Genomic DNA, 19,154 nt, shown 5'->3' with positions numbered 1-19,154 from the left:
CAGCGGCAGGAGACTGCTTCCCGGTCCCCCGGTCAGGTGAACGACGGGAGCGGTGTCTCCCGTGCCGGGCGAGCGATCTCCCGGCGGCCTCGGCATCCCCGGCGACGGGTCGTGCCCCGGGCCCGTGCGCCGGTGCCCGTCCGTGTCATCTCCCATGCCGCCCCGGAGTCCGCGCCCCAAGCGCGAGGAGAACCCGGGTGTTCACCGGCATCATCGAAGAGCTCGGCGAGGTCGTGTCGATCCAGGAGATCGGCGACTCCTCGCGGATCCGTCTGCGCGGCCCGGTGGTCTGTACGGGTGCCAGGCACGGCGACTCCATCGCGGTCAACGGCGTGTGCCTGACCGTCGTCGACAGCCCGGACGAACTGGCCGCCGGCACCGGCGAGTTCAGCGCCGACGTGATGGCCGAGACGCTGCACCGCTCCAGCCTCGGCGAGCTGGCGCCCGGCTCCCGGGTCAACCTGGAGCGCGCCATGGCGCTCGGCGCCCGACTGGGCGGCCACCTCGTCCAGGGCCATGTCGACGCCACCGGGCGGCTGTTGAGCCGCGAGCCCGGCGAGCGCGACGCGGCGGGCAACCTGCGCTGGGAGGTACTGAGGTTCTCGCTGCCCGAGACCATCTCCCGCTACCTGGTGGAGAAGGGCTCGATCACCGTCGACGGCGTCAGCCTCACCGTGGTGGAGGCCGCGAAGGACAGCTTCACCGTCAGCCTCATCCCGACCACCCTCGCGCTGACCACGCTCGGCGCCAAGGGCGTCGGGGAGGGCGTGAACCTGGAGGTGGACGTGCTCGCGAAGTACGTCGAGCGACTCCTGGAGTCCCGCACCCTGCCCGGCCTGCCCCATCTGTCGGACCTGCCCAACCCGTCCAGCGCGTCCAACCAGCCCGACCAGTCCAACCAGTCCGACCCGTCCGACCTCCCGGTCGGCGGAACCCCGGGGGAGTCCCAGTGAGCTGGCTCAGCGGCGAGGCGTTCACCGTCCTCGGCGAACACGTCAAGTGGGCCGACATGATCGGCAACATCCTCGGCCTCGGCGGGCTCGCGCTCGGCTGGCGCCGCTCGGTCTGGAGCTGGCCGGTCCAGCTGCTGTCCGGCGCGGTGCTGATCACCGCGTACCTCGGCGGCCACGTCCCCGGCCTGATCGGCAAGCAGCTGATCGTGATCGCCACCGCCTCCTGGGGCTGGGCGCAGTGGCAGCGGGGCCGCCGCGAGGGCGGCACGATCGCCGTACGGTTCGCGCGCTGGCCCGAGCGGCTCGTGCTGGTGGCGGGCACGGCGGTCGGCACGGTCGCGCTCGCCCTGCTCTTCACGTCCTTCCCCAGCCTGTCCTGGAGCCCCTGGTCGGACGCCTACATCTTCGTCGGCACGCTGGCCGCGATGGTCGCCCAGGCCCGCGGCTGGGTGGAGTTCTGGTTCGCCTGGATCGCGGTCGACGTGGTCGGCGTCCCGTTCGCCTTCAACAGCGGCTACACCTTCTCCGGCCTCACCTACTCCGTCTACTTCGTCCTGGTGCTGCTCGGCCTGCGCTCCTGGTGGCTGAGCACCCGTGAGTCGCGCGCCAAGTCCGCCTCCGTCCCCCAGGGAGCCACGGCATGACCGAGATGACCGAGAACCCGTCCAGCAGCAGCGGCGCCACCCGGCCCGAAGCCCAGTCCGAATCCCAGCCCGAGCCCGAGCTCGTCCTCGACCCGGTCGAGCGCGCGATCGCCGACATCGCCCTCGGCCGCGCCGTGGTCGTGGTCGACGACGAGGACCGGGAGAACGAGGGCGACCTCGTCTTCGCCGCCTCCGCCGCGACGGCCGAGCTGATGGCCTTCACCATCCGCTACAGCTCCGGCGTGATCTGCGCCCCGATGACCGGCGAGGAGCTGGACCGCCTCAGGCTCCCGCCGATGACCCAGGTCAACGAGGACCGCAAGGGCACCGCGTACACCGTCTCGGTGGACGCCCGGGAGGGGGTCGACACCGGCATCTCCGCCGCCGACCGCGCCCGCACCGTACGGCTGCTCTCCTCGCCCGGCACCGAGCCCGGCGACCTCACCCGCCCCGGGCACGTCTTCCCGCTGCGCGCCGTCGAGGGCGGCGTGCTGGTCCGCCCCGGCCACACCGAGGCCGCCGTCGACCTGGCCCGGCTCGCCGGGCTGCCGCCGGCCGGCGCGATCGCCGAGGTGGTCAACGACGACGGCACCATGGCCCGGCTGCCCGAGCTGGTCGCCTTCGCCCGCGAGCACGGCCTCGCGATCATCTCCATCGAGGACCTGATCGCCTACCGCCGCCGCACCGAGCTGCACGTCGACCGGGCCGCCGTCACCGCCCTGCCCACCGTGCACGGGGAGTTCACCGCCGTCGGCTACAAGGGCACCATCGACGGCGTCGAGCACCTCGCGCTGGTGGCCGGCGGCCTGGACGCGGAGGGGCGGCTGCCGCAGGACGAGGACGTCCTGGTGCGGGTCCACTCCGAGTGCCTGACCGGTGACGTCTTCGGCTCGCTGCGCTGCGACTGCGGCCCGCAGCTGGAGGCCTCGCTGCGGCGGGTCGCCGAGGCCGGGCGCGGCGTGGTGCTGTACCTGCGCGGCCACGAGGGCCGGGGGATCGGCCTGGCGCACAAGCTGCGCGCGTACGAGCTCCAGGAGCAGGGCCGGGACACCGTCGACGCCAACCTGGACCTCGGCCTGCCCGCCGACGCCCGGGACTACAGCATCGCGGCCCAGATGCTGGTGGACCTCGGCGTCCGCTCGCTCACCCTGCTCACCAACAACCCGCGGAAGCTGACCGCGCTCACCGACCACGGGCTCAAGGTCAAGGGGCGCGAAGCCGTCGAGATCGCGCCCGGCGAGCACAACGTGCGCTACCTGCGGACCAAGCGCGACCGGATGGGCCACGACCTGCCCGGCCTCGGTTCCTGAACCGACCCCGACCGCGCCTGACCGACCCCGACCGGGTCCGAACCGACCCCGACCGGGTCCGAGCCAACCCCGACCGAAGACAGCCAGCGACAGACCGCACAGACAGGAAGTACGAGACATGAGCGGCCACGGAGCCCCCCAGCTGACCATCGACGGCGCCGCCGACCTCAAGGTCGCCGTCGTCGCCGCCCAGTGGCACGACACCGTGATGAACGGCCTGCTGGACGGCGCCCACCGCGCGCTCAAGGAGCTGGGGGTCGCCGAGCCGACCGTGCTGCGGGTGCCCGGCACCTTCGAGCTGCCGGTCGCCGCCAAGCGCCTTGCCGAGCGCGGCTACGACGCCGTGGTGGCCCTCGGCGTGGTGATCCGCGGTGGCACCCCGCACTTCGACTACGTCTGCCAGGCCGCCACCTCGGGCCTCACCCAGGTCAGCGTGGACACCGGCGTCCCGGTCGGCTTCGGCGTGCTGACCTGCGACAACGAGGAGCAGGCGATCGACCGCGCGGGCCTGCCGGGCTCCGCCGAGGACAAGGGCCACGAGGCCGTCACCGCCGCCGTCGCCACCGCCGTGGTGCTGCGCGCCGCGCGCTGACCCCGGCCGCCCCGGTCCCGGAGCGCGGAACGTCCACTGGACTGTCCACGCTCCGGGACCGTTTACCGTCTGTCCGCCCGCACGCCGTAAGGTGGCCCCATCATGGCTTCGAAGACATTCGAGGAGCTCTTCGCCGAGCTCCAGCAGAAGGCCGCCACCGGCGACCCCTCGTCCTCCCGTACCGCGCAGCTCGTCCAGCAGGGCGTCCATGCGATCGGCAAGAAGGTCGTCGAGGAGGCCGCCGAGGTGTGGATGGCCGCCGAGTTCCAGTCGGACGAGCAGACGGCGGAGGAGATCTCGCAGCTCCTCTACCACTTGCAGGTGATGATGATCGCCCGCGGCCTGACGCTCGACGACGTCTACAAGTACCTCTAGACACCCCCCGCTCGCCCGAGCACACCCGTCCTCCCAACAGGTAAGGAAGCAACCTCCCATGCTGCGCATCGCCGTCCCCAACAAGGGTTCTCTCTCGGGTCCCGCGGCGGAGATGCTCCATGAGGCCGGCTACCGCCAGCGGAAGGACCCCAAGGAGCTCGTCCTCGTCGACCCGAACAACGAGGTGGAGTTCTTCTTCCTGCGCCCGCGCGACATCGCCGTCTACGTCGGCTCCGGCCGCCTCGACGTCGGCATCACCGGCCGCGACCTGCTGCTGGACTCGCACTCCAACGCCGAGGAGGTGCTCGCCCTCGGCTTCGCCGGGTCGACCTTCCGCTTCGCCCGTCCCGAGGGCGTGGACGTCGAGGACGTCAAGGGCCTGGAGGGCCTGCGGATCGCCACCTCGTACACCGGCCTGGTCGAGCAGCACCTGGCCGACCACGGCGTGAAGGCGACGGTCACCAAGCTGGACGGCGCGGTCGAGACCGCGGTGCAGCTGGGCGTCGCCGACGTGATCGCCGACGTGGTGGAGACCGGCACCAGCCTGCGCAACGCCGGCCTGGAGGTGTTCGGCGACCCGATCCTGGTCTCCGACGCGGTGGTGATCCGGCCCAAGGGCGCGGGCGAGGACGCCCGGGTGGAGCAGTTCCTGCGCCGCCTCCAGGGCGTGCTGGTGGCCCGCCGCTACGTGCTGATGGACTACGACATCCGCGCCGAGAAGGTGGGCGCCGCCGTCGCGCTGACCCCGGGCCTGGAGTCGCCGACCGTCTCGCCGCTGCACACCGAGGGCTGGGTCGCGGTGCGCTCGATGGTGCTCCGCAAGGAGGCCCAGCAGATCATGGACGACCTGTGGGGCATCGGCGCCCGGGCCATCCTGGTCACCAACATCCACGCCTGCCGCCTCTGACCTGCCCGCGCGCCGGGCGCCCGGCGCGCGGTGACCGGCGCGCCCGGGTGACCTGCCCGCCGGTCCGCGGGTAAAGAACGGTTCAATGGGGCGGGGACGCCGACCGCGTCCCCGCCCCTCGTGCTGCCGCAACCAGATCCACCCCCGGAGACCCCACGTGTCCACGCCGCCCGTCCAGTTCCCCGTCACCTGGGCCCCGCGCCGCACCCGCGCCGTGCTGCTCCCGGTCTGCGTGCTGCTGGTGGTGCTGTTCTCCGCGATGGCCGTGCTGCTCCCGGAGAACTGGCAGCTGAACGACCGGATCATGATGACGGCCAGCGGGGTCCTGTTCGCCGCCGTCGGCCTGATGCTGGCCCGCCCGCGGGTGAGCGCCGACGCGGACGGCGTGACCGTGGTCAACTTCGTCCGCCGCCGCCGGCTCGCCTGGGCCGAGATCGTCCGGGTCAACCTCCGCCAGGGCGACCCGTGGGCCACCCTCGACCTCTCCGACGGCACCTCGCTCGCCGCGGTGGGCATCCAGCCCGGCGTCGGCAAGGCCCAGGCGATCGCGGACGCCCGCGCGCTGCGCGACCTGGTCGAACAGCACGCCCAGGCCTGAGCCCACACCCGGCTCCGAGCCCGGAAGCGAGCCGGGTCTGAGCCCGGGGCTGAGTCTGAACGAGCCCGGAAGCGAGCCCTGATCCGGGCCCGGGGCCGCCTCCCACCTGCGGTTCCGTGGCCCCGGCAGGCCGAACGGCCTTCTTTCGCCCATCCGGGTATGGTCTACGCTGGTAAAAGCGGGGCAAAGTTCACCCTGCCCCGAATCGAGTGCCCGAACCCGACCTGAGGAGTGACACTCCCCCTCGATGGACGATCCGTCCGGTAGTACCTGCGCCGCCTCGCTTCCGACCTCCGGAAGGAAGGCGGCACTGTGATCACCGCCTGGCTGCTGTTGCTCGCAGCCGTTCTCCTGATCCTCGCCAACGGCCTGTTCGTGGCCGCCGAGTTCGCCTTCGTGACCGTCGAGCGCGGCGAGGTGCAGCGCTCCGCCGAGGCGGGCGACGCCAAGTCCCACCGCGTCGCCAGGGCCCTGCGGCACCTCTCCTTCGAACTCTCCGGCGCCCAGCTCGGCATCACCGTCACCTCGCTGGTGGTCGGCATGCTCGCCGAGCCGGCCCTGTCCACCCTGCTCGCACCCGTCATGTCCGGCATCGGCGTGCCCGACTCGGCCGCCCGCGGGGTCTCCGTGGTCGTCGGCATGGTGCTGGCCACCGTCGTCCAGATGGTGATCGGCGAGCTGGTGCCGAAGAACTGGGCGATCTCCCGCCCGCTCCAGGTGGCCCGCGCGGTCGCCGCCCCGCACATGGCGTTCTCCTTCGTCTGCCGCCCGCTGATCAGCTTCCTGAACGGCACCGCCGACCGGACCGTCCGGGCCTTCGGCATCGAGCCGCAGGAGGAGCTGGGGCACGCCCGTACCCCGGACGAGCTGGTTTCGCTGGCCCGCCACTCGGCCAAGGCCGGCGCGATAGACGAGGAGTCGGCGACCCTGTTCGTCCGCACCCTGGCCCTGAGCGAGCTGACCGCCGAGTCCGTGATGACCCCGCGCGTGGACGTGGCCGCGCTCCAGCGCAACGCCACCGCCTCCGACGTCATCAACCTGACCCGGGCCACCGGCCTGTCCCGCTTCCCGGTCTACACCGACAGCCTGGACGAGGTCACCGGCATCGTCACGCTCAAGGACGCCCTGTCCGTCCCGGCCGACCGGCGCGGCCTGGTCCCGGTCGGCGAGCTGTCCTCGCCGCCGCTGCTGGTGCCCGAGACGCTGCCCGCCGAGCGGCTGCTCGACCGGCTGCGCCGGCTCCAGCCGATGGCCATCGTGGTCGACGAGTACGGCGGCACCGCCGGCGTCGTCACCGTCGAGGACATCGTGGAGGAGATCGTCGGCGAGGTGCAGGACGAGCACGACCCCGAGGACCACCCCGAGCTGCTGCCGCTGCCGCCCGTCGACGGCCTGCCGGTCTGGGAGGCCGACGGCCGCGCCCGGATCGACCAGCTGGAGCGGATCGGCCTGAACGCCCCGGACGGGCCGTACGAGACCCTGGCCGGCCTGGTCTCCGACCTGCTCGGCAAGCTCCCCGAGGTGGGCGAGCGGGCCGAGCTGCCCGGCTGGCGCTTCACCGTGACCGGTGTCGACCGCCACCGCACCACCGCGGTCCGGGTGGAGCGCACCACCGCGCCCGTGCTGTTCGACGAGGACCGGGAGGAGAGCCGGTGACCGCCCTGCAACTGGCCGTCGCGCTGCTGCTCCTGCTCGGCAACGCCTTCTTCGTCGGCGCCGAGTTCGCCGTGGTGTCGGTGCGCCGCAGCCAGATCGAGCCGCTCGCCGAGGCCGGGCACAAGCGTGCCCGCACCGTGCTGCACGCGCTGTCCAACGTCTCCGCGATGCTGGCCGCCGCCCAGCTCGGCATCACCGTCTGCTCGCTGGGCCTCGGTGCCCTCGCCGAGCCGACCATTGCCTCCCTGCTGGAGGGCCCGTTCCACGCGATCGGCGTCCCGTCCGGCCTGATGCACCCGCTCTCGTACGGGATCTCGCTCGCCGTCGTGGTCTTCCTGCACATGGTGATGGGCGAGATGGTGCCGAAGAACATGGCCATGGCCGGCCCCGAGCGGGCCGCGCTCTGGCTCGGCCCGCCGCTGGACCGGCTGGCCCGCTGGCTCGCCCCGGTGATCCGGGTGCTGAACGCCTTCGCCAACGGCATCCTGAAGCTGTTCCGGGTGGATGCCAAGGACGAGGTCGAGTCGGTCTTCACCACCGAGCAGCTGATGTACCTGCTGGTGGACTCCCGGGACGCCGGCCTGCTCGACGAGAGCCGCCAGGAGCGACTGGAGGACGCCCTGGAGCTGGGCCAACGCCCGGTCACCGAGGTGCTGCTCAAGCCCGAGCAGCTGGTCACCGTGGACACCAAGGCGACCGCCGCCGAGGTCGAGGAGCTGGCGCTGCGCACCGGCTTCTCGCGCTTCCCGGTCACCGACGGGGACCCGGCCGGCCACGGCTACCTCGGCTACGTCCACCTCAAGGACATCCTCGACGTGGAGGACCCGTCGGCGCCCGTTCCGGCCCGCCTGTGGCGGCCGATCACGGTGCTGCGCGGCAGCCTCCCGCTGGACGACGCCCTCGGGGCGATGCGCCGGGCCACCTGCCACCAGGCCGCCGTGCTGGACCAGGACGGGCGCACGCTCGGCGTGGTCATGCTGGAGGACGTGCTGGAGGAGCTGGTCGGCGAGATGCACGACCCGGACCACCGCGCCACGGCCTGACGACCGCCCCCGCGCGGGCCCTCACCGACGAGTGTTCGCTCCCGGCGATTCTGCTGACAGCAGGCAGCCGTTCCATGCCCACCACCCTGACACCAGGGTGGTGGGCATGAGACTTCTCCTGCTGGGTGGAACCAAGTTCGTCGGACGGGCCGTCGCCGAGGAGGCGCTGGCCAGGGGCTGGGAGGTGACGGCCCTCAACCGCGGCACGCGGCCCGCGCCCGAGGGCGTCCGGCAGCTGACGGGCGACCGCACCGCCGAGGACGGCCTCGCGGCGCTCGGCACGGGGGAGTGGGACGCGGTGGTGGACACCTGGTCCTGGGCGCCCGCGGCGGTGCGCGACAGCGCCCGCTTCCTCAACGGCAGGGTCGGCCACTACGCGTACGTCTCCAGCCGGTCGGTGTACGACTACCCGCTGGTGCCGGGAGCCGGCGAGGCCGCGCCGGTGGTCGACTCCTCCCCGGACCTCACCGGCGAGGTGCCCTACGCCGAGACCAAGCGCGGCGCGGAACTGGCGTTGGAGGCGGAGTTCGGCGGGCGGGCGCTGCTGGCCCGCGCCGGGCTGATCATCGGCCCGTACGAGGACATCGGCCGGCTGCCCTGGTGGCTCGACCGGATCGCCGAGGGCGGCCCGGTGCTCGCCCCGGGCCCGCGCGAGCTCCCCCTCCAGTACATCGACGTGCGCGACCTCGCGGCCTGGACCCTGGACGCCGTGGTCGCCCGGCTCGGCGGCCCGTACAACCTGGTCGGCCCGTCCGGCCACGCCACCATGGGCGAGCTGTTGGAGGCCTGCGTACGGGCGACCGGCTCGGACGCCGAACTGCGCTGGACGGACCCGGAGCGGATCCTCGCGGCGGGCGTCGAGCCATGGACCGAGCTGCCGATCTGGCTGGCGCCCGGCGAGCTGTACGACTTCCTGCACACCGGCTCGGTCGAGCGCGCGCTGGGTGCCGGGCTGCGCTGCCGCCCGGTCGCCGAGACCGTCGAGGACACCTGGGCCTGGCTGCGGTCGATCGGCGGCAGCGCGCCGCAGCGGGCCGACCGGGCCACGGTCGGGCTGGACCGGGCGCGGGAGGCCGCGCTCCTCCAGGGCTGAACGGTTTGCCCGCCCGCTCGGCCGCTCGGCCCCGGCCGCCGCTCAGCCCCGGCCGTCGATCAGCTCCCCGTACGCCTGGACCAGGTCCGGCAGCCGCAGAGTGGCCAGGTCCTCCCGGCCCGGCGGCTCCCGCAGCAGCGACAGCCGCAGGTCCCGGTACGCGCAGGACTTCTCGTACAGGGTGCGGATGAAGCGGCCGTTGCCCAGCTCGTCGATCCAGCCCTCGCGCACGACGTGGGTGCAGATGCTGGCCAGCTCCTCGGCGGCGTCCTCGTCCCAGCCGTCGCCGTCCCGGCCGGCCAGCGCCGCGCCGATCGCGGTCAGCTCGCCGGGGCGGTAGCTGGGGAAGTCGACCCTGGTGGTGAAGCGGGAGTTGAGGCCGGGGTTGGTGGCGAGCAGCCGGTTCATCCCCTCGGGGTAGCCGGCCAGGATCACCACCAGCCGGTCCCGGTTGTCCTCGGCGCGCTTGAGCAGCACCTGGAGCGCCTCGTCGCCGTACGCGTCGCCCTTGGTGTAGCCGGAGTTGGAGAGGCTGTACGCCTCGTCGATGAACAGCACGCCGTCCAGCGCGGAGTCGATCAGCTCGTTCGCCTTCACGGCGGTCTGGCCGAGGAACTCGCCCACCAGGTCGGCGCGCTGGGCCTCCACCAGGTGGTCGCCGGAGAGCAGCCCGAGGGCGTGGAAGACCCGGCCGAGGATGCGGGCCACGGTCGTCTTCCCGGTGCCCGAGGGGCCGGAGAAGACGAAGTGGCGCTTCGGCGGCTGGACCGGCAGGCCCTGTTCGGCCCGCAGTCGGGACATTCTCAACTGGGCGGACAGTGCCCGTACCTGGCGCTTGACCGGCTCCATGCCGACCATCAGCGAGAGTTCCGTCAGGGCCGCGTCCAGCTCCCGCTCGTCGCCGCCGGCCCGGGGCTCGGGCACGGCGGCGGCGCGGGGCTGTACCCGGCCGAGGGCGGGCAGTGACGGTGGTACGGCGGCGCCGCCGGGCGGCGCGCCCGAGCCGGAGCGCTCCCCGGCGGCCTGCGGCGCGCCGTCGGCCGGCGAGCCGTCCAGCAGGGCGCCGCCGGTCGGGCCGCCACCGTTCAGGGCCCCGTCCGCCGGGGGGCCGTCGACCGATCCGGCGTCCATCAGTCCGGCGTCGACCAGTCCGGCCTCCGCCAGGGTGGCGTTCACCGAGGGCCCGCCGTCGGGGAACCCGCCGGTCGGTACGGTGCCGTTCGACACCCCGTCGCCGGAGACGGTCGCGCCGCTCGGCCCGCCCGCCGCGTCCCCGAACTCCTCGCCGTACCCGGGCAGTCCGGCGAACCCGGCCTCCTCCGGAAACCCGGCGTCGACACCCGGCCCGCCCGGTCCCGCGGCGTCGCCCGCACCCGGGCGCCCGCCCGTCGGCAGCCCGTCCGCGAGCACGTCGGTGAGTCCGTCCGCCAGCCCGTCCTCGGCCGAGATGGCCGTCAGCCGGGCCGCGGCGTCCATGAACGCCGGATCCGCCCGGTGTACCGCCCGGTAGAGCGGCAGCGCCGCGGCGCTGCGCCCGGCCCCCTCGTACGCCCGGGCCAGCCAGTACCGCAGCTCCTTGCGCTGCGGCTGCTCGGAGCGGCAGCGGGCCAGCGAGGCGGCCAGCGGGGCCTGCGCCTGGGCGCACATGTCGAGGCGCACCCGCGCCATGCCGGCGAACAGCCCGGCCTCGATGCCGAGCAGCGGGTCGTCCAGCAGCCGGTCGGTGTCCCGGATCAACTGCTCCCAGTCCTTGAGCAGGTAGGACCGGCAGGCGTACAGGAAGCGGGCGGACGGGTCCTCGCCGGGTGCCGGGCACTGCTCCAGCGCCCCGTCCAGCTCGGCCAGGTGGCGGCCGTCCAGCCAGTGCGAGGCGTGTGCCAGCGCGAGGTCGCGGGCGTCCTCCAGCACCGGCTGGACCCACCAGCCCAGCCAGTACCAGGAGCTGAGCGGCCGTCGGTGCAGCCGCCGCTGCTCGCCGAACCGCTTCTGGTGGCGGTACATGGCCAGCAGGGCGGCCGAGGTGTCGCTGCGCAGCGCGTGCAGTCCGAGCCAGGCGTCGGCCATGCCCGGGTCCAGCCGGACGGCGGCCCGGAACTCCTCCTCGGCCCGGGTGTACGCACCGGCCGTGTACGCGTCCATGGCGCGCAGCCAGGCGCGGTCGGCAAGCCGGTCCGGCCCACCCGCCGTGCTGTCGGAACTGTCCACCGTCGTCACTCACGCCCCCCGCGGTGCGGCCGGGGCTCGGCCGGCGAGTCGCCTGCGCCCAGCCTGGCCGGTGGTCGTCGACCCCCTGTCGCGCATATGCGCCTGCCAGGAATCGTACCGGCGCGGGGCTGATCCGGAAGGGTGCCGTACAGGGTCAAATGTGAACGCGCGAGCGGCTCTTGAGCGCTCGGACGAGGAAACGGGCGGTGGGGGAGCGAGTTTCGGAAACGGACCGGACGGCGTCCCCGGCTCACGGGGGAACAAGCCGGGGGCGCCGGGTCCGAGGCGGCCGGAAGCTGTGGTTCCGGCGGCTGGGGAGAACCTAGATCCTGGCGACGTCGCAGGTCAAGGCGATGATTGAAGGTTCACCCACGGTGCCCGGGGCGATCCGGCCGGTCACCCCGTCGACCCGCGTCGCGGCGTACGGACGGCTCGGATCGGCGGCGAAATGCGCCGATTCGGCCCGGGCCCAGCCCGCCCAGAACTCGGCCAGATCCGGACCGTCCCGCTCCTCGCCGCGCCGCCGGGCCGAGGCCGCGTCCAGCTCCATCCAGATCACCCGGGCCAGCCAGGGCCGCACCGCCCGCCGCCCGGCGCCGACCCCCTCCACCAGCACCACCGGGGCGGCCGGCACCCGCGCCGTGCCCGCGAAGCGGCGCAGCGTCCAGTCGTACACCCGGTACTCGGCGTCCTGCCCGGCCGTCAGCGGCTCCAGCACCTGCTCGCGCAGCCGTCCGGTCCAGCCGAAGAGCTCGCTGTGGGTGGCCAGGTCGTCGAGGTGGACCACCGGGGCCCCGCCGAGCGCCGCCGCCAGCCGTCCGGCGAAGGTGGTCTTGCCCGAGCCCGCGTGCCCGTCCACCGCGACCAGCCGCACCGGCCCGCAGGAGGGCGGCAGCGCGCGCAGCTCCGCCGCGAGCGCGGTCAGCCGGTCGTCCGGAGCGGGCCGGGGGCGGGGCGGGAAGGGTTCGGATGCAGCCACAACGTCAACCCTACGGTGCCGTAGCCCGCCACTGCGGACAGATCATCTGTGCAGGTCGTGACGCCGACGCGGGTTTCGGGCATACTCGCCTTCGCCACGACTGTGAACGGCCGTTCACCGCAACCCGGTGCCGGTCGGTCCGACCAGCCACACCCACGCCGGGTCAGCCGACACCTCGGTCCGGCGCCCGATCGAGGAGGCGACCACCGCCATGACCCCCTCCCCTGTGAAAGCCGTGGAGCGCCAGCTGCCCAGCGAGGAGGCCCGCGAGCTGCTGAGCCTCACCCGCGACCTGGTCCAGCGCGAGCTCCAGCCCCGTGCGGCGGAGGACGAGGCCGCGGGCCGCTTCCCGCGAGAGGTCTTCCGCACCCTCGGCGAGGCCGGCCTGCTCTCCCTCCCGTACGACGAGAAGCACGGAGGCGGCGAACAGCCCTACGAGGTGTACCTGCAGGTGCTGGAGGAGCTCGCGGCCGGCTGGCTGGCCGTCGGCCTCGGCGTCAGCGTGCACACCCTCTCCTGCCACGCGCTGGCCACCTTCGGCACCGCCGAGCAGCGCGACACCTGGCTGCCCGCCATGCTCTCCGGCGAGCAGCTCGGCGCCTACTGCCTCTCCGAGCCGCAGTCCGGCTCCGACGCGGCCGCGCTGCGCACCCGCGCCGACCTCGACGGCGACGTGTACGTGATGAACGGCACCAAGGCCTGGATCACCCACGGCGGCCGGGCCGACTTTTACAGCGCCCTGGTGCGCACCGGCGGTGACGGCCCCAAGGGCATCAGCTGCCTGCTGGTCCCCGGCGACCAGCAGGGCCTCTCCGCGGCCCCGCCTGAGCACAAGATGGGCATGCGCTCCTCGCCGACCGCGCAGCTGCACTTCGACGGCGCCCGCGTGCCCCGCGAGCGGCTGATAGGCGAGGAGGGGCAGGGCTTCCAGATCGCGCTCGCCGCGCTGGACTCCGGCCGCCTCGGCATCGCCGCCTGCGCGATAGGCGTCGCCCAGGCCGCGCTCGACCTCGCCGTCGACTACGCCCGCACCCGGCGCCAGTTCGGGCGCCCGATCGCCGAGTTCCAGGGCCTGTCCTTCATGCTCGCCGACATGGCCACCCAGATCGAGGCCGGCCGCTCGCTCTACCTGGCCGCGGCACGGCTGAAGGACGCAGGTCGGCCGTTCTCCAAGGAGGCGGCGATGGCCAAGCTGTTCTGCACCGACGCGGCGATGCGGGTGACCACCGACGCCGTCCAGGTGCTCGGCGGCTACGGCTACACCCAGGACTTCCCGGCCGAGCGGTACATGCGCGAGGCCAAGGTGCTGCAGATCGTCGAGGGCACCAACCAGATCCAGCGGCTGGTGATCGGCCGCCACCTCACGAAGGCCTGAGGCCTTTCCTCCACACGGCCTCCGGCCGTCACTCCAGGGTGCGGAGTGACGGCCGGAGGCGTTCCCGGTGGCGTGTCAGCTCGCCTTGGCGGTGCGGCCGGCCAGCGCCGGACGGCGGCGGCGCTGCTCGGGGATCGCGGCCCGCAGCGCGGCGACGGTCGGGAGGGCGGGCGCCGCCGGAGCGGGGGCGACCGCGGCGAGCCGCACCGGCCGGTGCGCGACCGCGTGCGAGAACGGCTGGGTCCGCCAGTCCAGCCCGGTCGGGAGCTTGAACAGCGCGTCGAACCGGGCCGGCTCGGCGTCCTCCGGGACCTCGACCTCGGCCAGGTCGTCCGTCGGCGTGCCGGAACCCGGGCAGATCGCGGGGGAGAAGGGGTTCCAGGCGGTCGGCAGCAGCGCGTGCTGCGGCAGCCGCTCCTCGTCCGCGACCAGGGCGATCGGGCGGCGGCACTCGGGGCAGTCGACCCGGAAGATGTCCCAGTTCTCCGCCTCGCCCGGGTCGGTGCCCGGCATGTGGTCGACCGCGAGGTCCTCGCGGTCGGTCATATCGTCGGTCTCGTCGGCGCCCAGCACGCGCTGGTCAGTAGCAGGCATGAGGATCCCCCTAGGATCGGGCCCGGCGTGGTCGTCCAGGGCCACAACCAGCAATTCCCTGTGATCCGGACTCATAACCCTGCGCTCCCGTGCACCGTGATGCACCGGGTGTGTCCTTGGCCACACCGGATGCCACATTCGCCCGGCATGTGCCCGCCCGGCACCTGCGGTCCTGTCCTGTGCCACCTCGTGCGCCCCCCGTGCTCCCGACCGGGTAGGTTTGCGCACTGTGGAGGATCTCGACCAACGCATCGTCCAGCTGCTCCTCGAAGACGGCCGGATGAGCTACACGGACCTGGGCAAGGCCACCGGCCTGTCCACCTCGGCGGTGCACCAGCGGGTGCGCCGCCTCGAACAGCGCGGGGTGATCCGCGGCTACACCGCGATCATCGACCCCGACGCCGTCGACCTGGCACTGACCGCGTTCATCTCGGTCAAGCCCTTCGACCCGAGCGCCCCGGACGACACCCCCGAGCGGCTGGCCGGCCTGCCCGAGATCGAGGCCTGCCACAGCGTCGCAGGCGACGAGAACTACATACTGAAGGTCCGCGTCGGCGCCCCAGGCGACCTCGAGGACCTCCTCGCCCGCATCCGCAGCGCCGCCGGCGTCTCCACCCGCACCACCGTCGTACTGTCCACCCCGTACGAGGCGCGTCCCCCGAAGCTCTGAACCGCGGGCCGGTCTCCGCGGAGGAACCGGTGACGTGCAGACTTGGCCGCATGACCGAACGCAATCTCCGGACCGTCCTGCTGCGCGGCGGCGCCGTCTACAGTCCCGCCGACCCCTTCGCCACCGCGATGCTCGTGGAGGGCGAGCACGTCGCCTGGGTCGGCAGTGACGGCGCCGCCGAGGCGTACGCCGCGACCGCCGACGAGATCGTCGAGCTGGACGGCGCCCTGGTCACCCCCGCCTTCGTGGACGCCCACGTGCACGTCACCGCCGCCGGTCTGGCACTCACCGGTCTGGACCTCACCGGCAGCCCCTCGCTGGCCGCCGCCCTGGAGGCCGTCACCGCCTTCGTGGACGCCCGGCCCGAGCCCGGCGGGGTGCTGATCGGCCACGGCTGGGACGAGACCGGCTGGCCCGAGGGCCGCCCGCCCACGCCGGCCGAACTCGACGCCGCCGCCCGCGGTGCCGCGCTCTACCTCTCCCGCACCGACGTGCACTCCGCGCTCGCCACCACCGCGCTGCGCACCCTCACCGAGGGACTGGCAGAGGCGCCCGGGTTCGACCCCGAGGGCCCGCTCACCAAGGACGCCCACCACGCCGTCCGGCAGACCGCGCTGGCCCACCTCACCCCCGAGCAGCGCCGCCGCGCCCAGCGCGCCACCCTGGCCCGCGCCGCCGAACTCGGCATCGGCGCCCTGCACGAGTGCGCCGGCCCGGAGATCTCCTCGGAGACCGACCTGGCCGCCCTGCTGGCCCTGGCCGCCGAGCACGAGGGGCCCGAAGTCTTCGGGTACTGGGGCGAGTTGGGCGGCGTCGAGACCGCCCGCAGGCTCGGCGCGGTGGGCGCCGGCGGAGACCTCTTCGTGGACGGCGCGCTCGGCTCGCACACCGCCTGCCTGCACCACCCGTACTCCGACGCGGAGCACACCGGCACCGCCTACCTGACCGCCGAGCAGGTCGCCGACCACGTCGCCGCCTGCACCGAGGCCGGGCTCCAGGCCGGCTTCCACGCCATCGGCGACGCGGCCGTCGCCGCGGTGATCGAGGGCGTCCGGGCGGCCGGCGCCCGGGTCGGCGCCGACCGGGTCAAGGCCCTGCGCCACCGCGTCGAGCACGCCGAGGCCCTGGACGACGAGGCCGTCGCCGCCTTCGCCGAACTCGGCCTGACCGCCTCCGTCCAGCCCGCCTTCGACGCCGCCTGGGGCGGCCCCGAGGGCATGTACGTCCAGCGCCTGGGCGCCGAGCGGGCGGCCGCCCTCAACCCCTTCGCCGGGCTGCTGCGGGCCGGCGTCCCGCTGGCCTTCGGCTCGGACGCCCCGGTCACCCCGCTCGACCCCTGGGGCACCGTACGGGCCGCCGCCTTCCACCAGACCCTGGACCACCGGATCTCGGTGCGGGCCGCCTTCACCGCCCACACCCGGGGCGGCTGGCGCGCCATCGGCCGGGACCAGGACGGCGTCCTCGTCCCCGGCGCGGTCGCCAGCTTCGCGATCTGGGCGGCCGGCGAGCTGGTCGTCCAGGCCCCGGACTCCCGGGTGGCCGGCTGGTCCACCGACCCGCGCTCCGGTACCCCCGGCCTGCCCGACCTCACCCCGGGCCACCCGCTGCCGACCTGCCTGCGCACCGTGGTCCGCGGCCGCACGGTGCACCAGCGGTAAACCCCGTGGAGCGGCGGGCCGCCGCGCCCTGGGGCCTGTCTCTTGGGTTTTGTCGGATCAGGGCGCGGCGTTGGGGTGCGTGCATCGCAAGGCGGAGGAGGGAGCCACTGCGGAGCATTGGCGACCGACGACAACGCGGCGAGGTGCGTGCCCCGGCGTCGCGGACCCGGTAAGGACCCAAGAGACAGGCCCCAGGTTGACCGCCATGACCGAACCGGTGCCCGCCGACTTCACCGTCCCGCGCGAGCTGCTCGCCCCGGAGTTCCGCCTGGAACCCCTGGGCGAGCGGCACAACGCCTCCGACCACGCCGCCTGGACGGGGAGTGTGGAGCACATCCGCGCCACCCCCGGCTGGGCCGGCCGCCACTGGCCGCCCGCCGCCGGGATGCACCTGGAGCGGAACCTCGCCGACCTGCGCCGACACGCCGCCGACTTCGAGGCCCGCACCGGCTTCACCTACACCGTCCTGGAACCCGACCGCGACGAGGTGATCGGCTGCGTCTACGTCTACCCGGACCGCGAGGACCCGTCCGCGGTCTCCGTCAGCTCCTGGGTCCGGGCCGACCGCGCCCACCTGGACGCGCCGCTGTACCGCGCCGTCTCCGACTGGCTCACCACCCGGTGGCCCCTACGGGAGTTCCGCTACGCCCCGCGCTGACCCCGGGTGCCGTACCACCGGGCTCCCGGGTCCGAGCCGACCGGTGGGACGGCCCTACCACCCTCACCTCACGGGCCACCGACGTTCCGGGGTACCTTCTTCGCACAGCGTCCGAACAGCAAGCCCCAGGAAGATGGTGCGCCGGTGGCCACTCCCGTCACCCAGGAACGGTCCGAGGCCGTCCCCGAGCCGCAGGAGCCGGCGCCCCGACCGAGCCGCGGAGCCCGCGCGCTCGCCAAGGTCCGCGCAGGGCTGCCCCGCACCGGCCTCGCCGCGCTGGCCGGCCTGCTGCTGGCCCTCGCCTTCCCGCCGTACGACCTGTGGCCGCTGTCGCTGCTCGGCGTCGCCGCGCTCTCGCTGCTCACCCGGGGCCGCACCTTCCGCCAGGGGCTGTGGACCGGCTTCACGTTCGGCCTGCCGTTCTTCCTGATGCTGCTCAGCTGGCTGCGGGTGGTCGGCTGGGACGCCACGATCGGCCTGTCCGTCGTGGAGGCGCTGTTCCTGGCCCTGCTCGGCGGCGCGCTGGCCGTCACCTCCCGGCTGCCCGGCTGGCCGCTCTGGGCGGCCTGCCTGTGGATCACCCAGGAGTGGGCCCGCGACCGGCTGCCGCTCGGCGGGTTCCCCTGGGGCCGGCTCGCCTTCGCCAACACCGCCACCCCGTACACCCCGCTGGCCGCGCTCGGCGGCGCCCCGCTGGTGACCTTCGCGGTCGCCCTGTCCGGCGCCCTGCTGGCCTGGGCCGCGCTGCGCCTGCGCGGGCCGGCGAAGGCCCCGAAGGCCGCCGCGCTGGCGGCGCTCGGCGCGGTGGCCGCGCTGCTGGCCGGCTACCTCGTCCCGGTGCCCACGGCCGCCGCCGACACCGTCAAGGTCGCCATCGTCCAGGGCAACGTGCCCAACCCGGGCATGGACTTCCTGGGCCGCCCGATGATGGTCCTCAACAACCACGCCTCGGCCACCGAGCGGCTCGCCGCCGACATCAGGGCCGGCAAGGTCGAGCGCCCCGACATCGTGATCTGGCCGGAGAACTCCTCCGACCTCGACCCGTTCAGCGACCCGCTGGCCCGCCAGCGGATCGACGAGGCGGTCAAGGCGATCGGCGTGCCCACCCTGGTCGGCACCCTGGTGGACGGACCGGACGCGCAGCACGTCCAGAACGAGGGCATCGTCTGGGACCCGGTCACCGGCCCCGGCGCCTCCTACACCAAGCAGCACCCCGTCCCGTTCGGCGAGTACGTCCCCTTCCGCGCCCAGCTGATGACGGTGATCACCCGCCTCCAGCGGGTCGCCCGGGACTTCTACCCCGGCGACCACAACGGCGTGATGCAGCTCGGTCCGGCCCGGATCGGCGACGTGATCTGCTTCGAGGTCGCGTACGACGAGATCGTCCGCGACACCGTGGACAGCGGCGCCCGGGTGCTGGTCGTCCAGACCAACAACGCGACGTACGCCAAGACCGGCCAGCCCGAGCAGCAGCTGGCGATGAGCCGGCTGCGGGCCGTCGAGCACGGCCGGGCGGTGCTGATCGCCGCCACCAGCGGCATCAGCGCGGTGATCGCTCCGGACGGCAGCGTCCAGCAGCGCACCGAGGAGCTGACGGCGGCCGAGCTGTCGGCCACCGTCCCGCTGCGCGACGGCACCACGGTGGCCGACCGGGTCGGTGCCGCCCCGGAGTGGACGCTGGCCCTCGGAGGCCTGCTGGCCTGCGGCGCGGCCGTGCTCATCGGCCGCCGCAAGAAGGACGCTGCCGGAACACCGGCCGAGTAGGAATCGTTGGACCAGGTGGTGCCGTAGCCGGCCCGGACCTCCCGTGCGGCGCGCAGAGCACCGCCTGGAGTGGATTCGTA

The 19,154-nt window shown here is 73.9% G+C and carries 18 protein-coding genes; 15 read left to right on the top strand and 3 right to left on the bottom strand.

From position 1 onward, the window contains the following. Positions 1-197 precede the first annotated feature (197 nt). From ACGF0D_RS22885 to ACGF0D_RS22840, 10 genes are all read left to right on the top strand, one after another. Entirely contained in the window at positions 198-953 is a 756-nt protein-coding gene (locus tag ACGF0D_RS22885; protein ID WP_392879942.1) for a riboflavin synthase, read from the top strand. Beyond that, positions 950-1,597 (top strand): nicotinamide riboside transporter PnuC, encoded by a 648-nt coding sequence (locus tag ACGF0D_RS22880; protein WP_392879941.1) that lies wholly within the window; start codon positions 950-952, stop codon positions 1,595-1,597. The genes ACGF0D_RS22885 and ACGF0D_RS22880 overlap by 4 nt, the downstream gene beginning before the upstream one ends. Then, positions 1,594-2,907, top strand: a complete 1,314-nt coding sequence (locus tag ACGF0D_RS22875; protein ID WP_392918962.1) for a bifunctional 3,4-dihydroxy-2-butanone-4-phosphate synthase/GTP cyclohydrolase II — start codon at positions 1,594-1,596, stop codon at positions 2,905-2,907. Before ACGF0D_RS22880 ends, ACGF0D_RS22875 begins: the two co-directional genes overlap by 4 nt. Positions 2,908-3,025: 118 nt before the next feature. Then, positions 3,026-3,499: a 6,7-dimethyl-8-ribityllumazine synthase gene (ribH, locus tag ACGF0D_RS22870; RefSeq protein ID WP_392879939.1), complete on the top strand. Its 474-nt coding sequence runs from the start codon at positions 3,026-3,028 to the stop codon at positions 3,497-3,499. Between the two features lie 102 nt (positions 3,500-3,601). Further along, positions 3,602-3,874, top strand: coding sequence for a phosphoribosyl-ATP diphosphatase (locus tag ACGF0D_RS22865; protein ID WP_097238956.1), 273 nt, complete (start codon positions 3,602-3,604; stop codon positions 3,872-3,874). A gap of 58 nt (positions 3,875-3,932) precedes the next feature. Next, positions 3,933-4,781: an ATP phosphoribosyltransferase gene (gene hisG, locus ACGF0D_RS22860; protein ID WP_392879938.1), complete on the top strand. Its 849-nt coding sequence runs from the start codon at positions 3,933-3,935 to the stop codon at positions 4,779-4,781. Positions 4,782-4,938: 157 nt separating this feature from the next. Next, on the top strand, positions 4,939-5,379 hold the full coding sequence (locus ACGF0D_RS22855) for a PH domain-containing protein (RefSeq protein WP_392918960.1): 441 nt from the start codon (positions 4,939-4,941) through the stop codon (positions 5,377-5,379). A gap of 315 nt (positions 5,380-5,694) precedes the next feature. Beyond that, entirely contained in the window at positions 5,695-7,035 is a 1,341-nt protein-coding gene (locus ACGF0D_RS22850; protein ID WP_392919047.1) for a hemolysin family protein, read from the top strand. Further along, complete coding sequence (locus ACGF0D_RS22845) at positions 7,032-8,078, top strand: hemolysin family protein (RefSeq protein ID WP_392879934.1); 1,047 nt, start codon at positions 7,032-7,034, stop codon at positions 8,076-8,078. The genes ACGF0D_RS22850 and ACGF0D_RS22845 overlap by 4 nt, the downstream gene beginning before the upstream one ends. Before the next feature lie 106 nt (positions 8,079-8,184). Next, a complete protein-coding gene (locus ACGF0D_RS22840; protein WP_392918957.1) occupies positions 8,185-9,171 on the top strand; it encodes an NAD-dependent epimerase/dehydratase family protein in 987 nt (328 codons plus the stop codon). Positions 9,172-9,213: 42 nt separating this feature from the next. Here ACGF0D_RS22840 and ACGF0D_RS22835 read toward each other — a convergent pair whose 3' ends face one another. Together ACGF0D_RS22835 and ACGF0D_RS22830 are read right to left on the bottom strand one after the other, a co-directional pair. Further along, the gene (locus ACGF0D_RS22835; protein ID WP_392919044.1) at positions 9,214-11,310 is read right to left on the bottom strand and encodes an AAA family ATPase; all 2,097 of its coding nucleotides are present in this window, start codon (positions 11,308-11,310) and stop codon (positions 9,214-9,216) included. 388 nt (positions 11,311-11,698) lie between these two features. Beyond that, positions 11,699-12,355 carry a uridine kinase gene (locus ACGF0D_RS22830; RefSeq protein WP_392918954.1) on the bottom strand — a complete coding sequence of 219 codons (657 nt, stop codon included), beginning with the start codon at positions 12,353-12,355 and terminating at the stop codon, positions 11,699-11,701. A gap of 211 nt (positions 12,356-12,566) precedes the next feature. On the opposite strand from ACGF0D_RS22830, the gene ACGF0D_RS22825 reads away from it, so the two are divergent. Next, on the top strand, positions 12,567-13,730 hold the full coding sequence (locus ACGF0D_RS22825) for an acyl-CoA dehydrogenase family protein (RefSeq protein WP_392918951.1): 1,164 nt from the start codon (positions 12,567-12,569) through the stop codon (positions 13,728-13,730). A 75-nt stretch (positions 13,731-13,805) separates the two neighbouring features. On the opposite strand, the gene ACGF0D_RS22820 is transcribed toward ACGF0D_RS22825, so the two are convergent. Continuing rightward, positions 13,806-14,324, bottom strand: a complete 519-nt coding sequence (locus ACGF0D_RS22820) for a hypothetical protein (protein WP_392918948.1) — start codon at positions 14,322-14,324, stop codon at positions 13,806-13,808. Positions 14,325-14,553: 229 nt separating this feature from the next. Here ACGF0D_RS22820 and ACGF0D_RS22815 point away from each other — a divergent pair, with 229 nt between their 5' ends. The 4 genes from ACGF0D_RS22815 to lnt all read left to right on the top strand — a co-directional run bounded on the left by ACGF0D_RS22815 (position 14,554) and on the right by lnt (position 19,074). Continuing rightward, positions 14,554-14,994: an Lrp/AsnC family transcriptional regulator gene (locus tag ACGF0D_RS22815; protein ID WP_045694655.1), complete on the top strand. Its 441-nt coding sequence runs from the start codon at positions 14,554-14,556 to the stop codon at positions 14,992-14,994. Between the two features lie 50 nt (positions 14,995-15,044). Continuing rightward, positions 15,045-16,652, top strand: a complete 1,608-nt coding sequence (locus tag ACGF0D_RS22810) for an amidohydrolase (protein WP_392879922.1) — start codon at positions 15,045-15,047, stop codon at positions 16,650-16,652. A gap of 205 nt (positions 16,653-16,857) precedes the next feature. Next, on the top strand, positions 16,858-17,310 hold the full coding sequence (locus ACGF0D_RS22805; protein WP_392918946.1) for an N-acetyltransferase: 453 nt from the start codon (positions 16,858-16,860) through the stop codon (positions 17,308-17,310). A gap of 144 nt (positions 17,311-17,454) precedes the next feature. Then, positions 17,455-19,074 (top strand): apolipoprotein N-acyltransferase, encoded by a 1,620-nt coding sequence (lnt, locus tag ACGF0D_RS22800; RefSeq protein ID WP_392918943.1) that lies wholly within the window; start codon positions 17,455-17,457, stop codon positions 19,072-19,074. Positions 19,075-19,154: the final 80 nt, after the last annotated feature.

It is taken from the genome of Kitasatospora sp. NPDC048298 (assembly GCF_043201465.1).
Taxonomy (GTDB): domain Bacteria; phylum Actinomycetota; class Actinomycetes; order Streptomycetales; family Streptomycetaceae; genus Kitasatospora.
The sequence above is the reverse complement of the archived record's forward strand: the minus strand, read 5'-3'. Positions and strand labels throughout refer to the sequence as shown.

Coding starts and splice junctions, on each gene's coding strand:
- ACGF0D_RS22875 (WP_392918962.1), top strand. CDS start 1,594: ATGACCGAGATGACCGAGAACCCGTCCAGCAGCAGCGGCGCCACCCGG.
- ribH (WP_392879939.1), top strand. CDS start 3,026: ATGAGCGGCCACGGAGCCCCCCAGCTGACCATCGACGGCGCCGCCGAC.
- ACGF0D_RS22865 (WP_097238956.1), top strand. CDS start 3,602: ATGGCTTCGAAGACATTCGAGGAGCTCTTCGCCGAGCTCCAGCAGAAG.
- hisG (WP_392879938.1), top strand. CDS start 3,933: ATGCTGCGCATCGCCGTCCCCAACAAGGGTTCTCTCTCGGGTCCCGCG.
- ACGF0D_RS22840 (WP_392918957.1), top strand. CDS start 8,185: ATGAGACTTCTCCTGCTGGGTGGAACCAAGTTCGTCGGACGGGCCGTC.
- ACGF0D_RS22835 (WP_392919044.1), bottom strand. CDS start 11,310: ATGGACGCGTACACGGCCGGTGCGTACACCCGGGCCGAGGAGGAGTTC.
- ACGF0D_RS22825 (WP_392918951.1), top strand. CDS start 12,567: ATGACCCCCTCCCCTGTGAAAGCCGTGGAGCGCCAGCTGCCCAGCGAG.
- ACGF0D_RS22820 (WP_392918948.1), bottom strand. CDS start 14,324: ATGCCTGCTACTGACCAGCGCGTGCTGGGCGCCGACGAGACCGACGAT.
- ACGF0D_RS22810 (WP_392879922.1), top strand. CDS start 15,045: ATGACCGAACGCAATCTCCGGACCGTCCTGCTGCGCGGCGGCGCCGTC.
- ACGF0D_RS22805 (WP_392918946.1), top strand. CDS start 16,858: ATGACCGAACCGGTGCCCGCCGACTTCACCGTCCCGCGCGAGCTGCTC.